The organism is Deinococcota bacterium (assembly GCA_030858465.1).
Lineage (GTDB): Bacteria > Deinococcota > Deinococci > Deinococcales > Trueperaceae > JALZLY01.
In genome coordinates this window covers 1-3,671 of sequence record JALZLY010000294.1, presented here as the reverse complement: position 1 = coordinate 3,671, position 3,671 = coordinate 1, and the positions used below count along the sequence as shown (strand labels likewise).

The 3,671-nt window shown below is 62.1% G+C and carries 3 protein-coding genes and 1 pseudogene; all 4 read left to right on the top strand.

From position 1 onward, the window contains the following. A partial coding sequence (locus M3498_14670; GenBank protein ID MDQ3460522.1) for a restriction endonuclease occupies nt 1-1,545 on the top strand: 1,545 nt, incomplete at its 5' end. 63 nt (nt 1,546-1,608) lie between these two features. Beyond that, the gene (locus M3498_14665) at nt 1,609-1,806 is read left to right on the top strand and encodes a type II toxin-antitoxin system VapB family antitoxin (protein MDQ3460521.1); all 198 of its coding nucleotides are present in this window, start codon (nt 1,609-1,611) and stop codon (nt 1,804-1,806) included. Beyond that, a complete protein-coding gene (locus tag M3498_14660; GenBank protein ID MDQ3460520.1) occupies nt 1,803-2,174 on the top strand; it encodes a type II toxin-antitoxin system VapC family toxin in 372 nt (123 codons plus the stop codon). The genes M3498_14665 and M3498_14660 overlap by 4 nt, the downstream gene beginning before the upstream one ends. Before the next feature lie 5 nt (nt 2,175-2,179). Further along, a pseudogene (locus tag M3498_14655) lies at nt 2,180-2,899 on the top strand (site-specific DNA-methyltransferase). The last annotated feature ends 772 nt before the right edge of the window (nt 2,900-3,671 follow it).

The window sequence follows — 3,671 nt, the reverse complement described above, 5'->3', positions numbered from 1 at the left end:
ACGCTGCTCGTCGACAGCGAGCAGCTCGAATCGGGCGAGGGGCTGGACGACAACTTTCGGAGCATGGCCGGCGACGAGATCGAGCGCTTCCGCCGCGAGATCGTCGAGCGCACCGGCGACCGCCAAGAGGCCGAGAACCTAAGCGACCAGGACCTGCTGCGCGAGGTCATGAACACCGTCGGCAAGGAAGGCCGCCCCGGCGAGTCGATCCGCTGCGTGGTGTCGGTCTCGATGCTCACCGAAGGCTGGGACGCCAACACCATCACGCACGTCCTGGGTGTGCGCGCCTTCGGTACCGAGCTGCTGTGCGAGCAGGTGATCGGCCGCGCCTTGCGACGCCAGTCCTACGACCTCAACGAGGAGGGTCTGTTCAACGTCGAGTACGCCGACGTCCTGGGCATCCCCTTCGACTTCACCGCCAAGCCGGTCGTCGCGCCGCCGCAACCGCCCCGCGAGACCATTCACGTGCGGGCGGTTAGCCCTGAACGCGACCACCTCGAAATCCGCTTCCCTCGCGTGGAAGGCTACCGCGTGGAGCTGCCCGAGGAGCGGCTCACCGCTCAGTTCAACGACGACTCCAGGCTCGAGCTGACCCCGGACCTCGTCGGCCCGTCCATCACCCGGAACGCCGGCATCATCGGCGAGGGCGTCGACCTCAGCCTCGAGCACTTAGGCGATCTGCGCCGCTCCACGCTGCTCTTCCACCTCTCCCGGCGCCTCGTGTACACCAAGTGGCGCGACCCCGGTGAGGAGCCCAAGCTGCACCTCTTCGGGCAGCTCAAGCGGATCACCAAGGAGTGGCTCGACGGCTACCTCGTCTGCAAGGGTGGCACCTACCCTGCGCAGCTCATGTACCAGGAGCTGGCCGACATGGCCTGCGAGCGCATCACCGCTGCCATCACCCGCTCGCTGGTGGGCGAGCGCCCTATCAAGGCGGTGCTCGACCCCTACAACGCCACCGGTTCCACTATCCACGTGAACTTCACCACCTCCAAGACCAGCCGCTGGGAGACGACGCGCTCCCACATCAACTGGGCCATCCTCGACAGCGACTGGGAAGGCGAGTTCTGCCGCGTCGCCGAGGCGCACCCTCGCGTCAAGGCCTACGTCAAGAACCACAACCTCGGCCTCGAGGTTCCCTACCGTTACGGCTCGACGACCCGCAAGTACCTTCCCGACTTCGTTGTCCTGGTAGACGTCGGCGAGGCCGAGCCGCTCAACCTCGTCGTCGAGATCAAGGGCTACCGCGGCGAGGACGCCAAGGACAAGAAAAGCACGATGGAGACTTACTGGGTCGAGGGCGTCAATAACTTGAAGAGCTACGGCCGCTGGGCCTTCGCCGAGCTGACCGACGTCTACGGCATCGAGGCCGCCTTCGGTGCCAAGGTCGAAGCCGAGTTCGACAGGGCGGTCGCGAGCGCCCTCGAGAATGCTGCCAAGCAAAAGGATCGCATGCAGCACTACGATGAGGTCGCCGCCGAATTGCGTGGCAAGCTGCGCACCGGCGGCCAAACGTTCAGCCGCGACGAGATGAACGAGCGCTAACATTGACGCATGTTTTAATGTCATCAAATGATGTATCATTGATGCATACACAGGGGAGGTTTTATGCGCACCACCATCAACCTGGACGAGCATTTGCTCGAGGAAGCCCAGCGCCTCACCGGCATGAAAGAACGCACCGCCCTCATCCACGAAGGGCTAAGGGCCCTCATCGAACGCGAGAGCGCCCGGCGGCTCGCCAGGCTCGGCGGCAGCGAACCCCAATTACACGAGATTCCCAGGCGTCGCCCCGAACCCGCGTGATCCTGGTCGATACCTCCGTCTGGATCGACCACCTGCGCGAAGGCAGCCCGGCCCTGGCCGAAGCCCTCGAGCACGCGCGCATCCTGATGCACCCCTTCGTCCTGGGCGAGCTGGCCTGTGGCAACCTCAAGAACCGCAGCGAGGTGCTCGAGCTCCTGGATGAGTTGCCCAAGGCGCCAACCGCCACCGACCCCGAGGCCCTGAGCTTCATCGAAGGGCGCGCCCTGATGGGCCGGGGCATCGGCTACCTTGACGTCCACCTGCTCGCCTCGGTGCTCCTGGCCGGCAGCGTGCGGCTGTGGACGAAGGACAAGCGCCTCGCCGCGGTGGCTGCAGAGCTGGGCGTCGCCTACGCGGAAGGAGACTGAACGAGATGGCACGACATCCCAAGGTATCCAAGACCGTCGAAACTCTCACTCACGAGGACGCTAAGCGCAAGAACATCCCCACCGCCGAGTACGGCTCGGTCGTCAACAAGGAAACCCAGACCCCCGTCCGTGTCGCTTACGAGCGCCGCAACCGCGACCTCGACCCGCAACTGGTGTGGCGCGGCAAGGCCGAGCAGGACTGGTCCGACCTCGTCGTCCACGCGCCGCCGCTCTTCATCCAGGAGAAGGTCCACCCCAAGCCCCTCATCAACGACCTCTTGCGCCAGACCGAGCGCGCCAAGGCTGAAAAGCCCAACTTCCAGGCCGACCTCTTCAGCGACTTCAACGGCCTGCCCGACGAGGGTGCTCGCACCGAGTTCTACCAGCACGACGCCAACTGGACGAACCGGATGATCCTGGGCGACTCCTTGCAGGTGATGGCGTCTTTGGCCGAGCGCGAGGGCCTGCGCGGCAAGGTGCAGTGCATCTACATCGACCCGCCCTACGGCATCAAGTTCAACTCGAACTTCCAGTGGAGCACCACCAGCCGCGACGTGAAGGACGGCAACACCGACCACATCACCCGCGAGCCGGAGCAGGTGAAGGCGTTTAGAGACACCTGGCGGGATGGGATACACAGCTATTTGACCTATTTGCGCGACCGGCTGACGGTGGCGCGGGACTTGTTGACGGACTCGGGTTCAATATTTGTGCAGATCGGAGAATGCCTTGGCAGGAACATGAACGCACTTGGCAAGGTAGGCAATAACGGCGCTCGGCACCTCGTTACGATGACGAGGGAAGCGCCCTTCGTGCTGAAAGAATTTGTAGAGCACGGCGAACCCCAAACGGGTCGCACCTGTCTTATTGGCAAGCAGGGTTGCCTCGTCAGGCAAAAAGGTAAAGCTGGAGACGAGATCGTCTGGCTCCCACTGGCGTTTCATCCCGGACCACCATTTCCGCACCCCGGTTGGGGCACTTTCTGACTATCGAGACGAGGAAGAAGTTCCGAGAACGACGGGAGTCAGAACTTTAGCGCTGAGCTGAGCATAGTTGAAGCGTTAGAATAGTGCAAGACAACACAGAACCAATCGAAGTTCTCTTCTACATCTGCAAATCGGAACTCAATCGTCAGCGCCATTCACCCAGCCACCAACTTGCTGCTTTTTGGCAATGCTACTTTACTTTGCGGTTCGTGACAGCTTCGCCATTTCTGCCCCAACTAGTTGTTCCACTTTTATTTATAAAAGAAAAATTTCACATGTCAAGCCAAGGGAGGCAGCGAAGACATGATCCTCTAACACCCATCGCAATGTTCCAAGAGTCGAAGGGGATCGGCTGATTGATTACCAGCCGTGAGCACGGGACGATCGTCTAGGCGTGAGCGCGAACGGTAGCCGATAATCCAGGGTGCTCTTGAAGGGCCATGGCGCTGGTTTGTCGATCTTCACCTACGCCAGAACTGCCACCACGTAGGTTGGGGTTGGTGCGCTAACT

What these genes read in the sequence shown, in the direction of transcription:
- M3498_14665 (MDQ3460521.1), top strand. Translation starts at nt 1,609, where the DNA reads ATGCGCACCACCATCAACCTGGACGAGCATTTGCTCGAGGAAGCCCAG.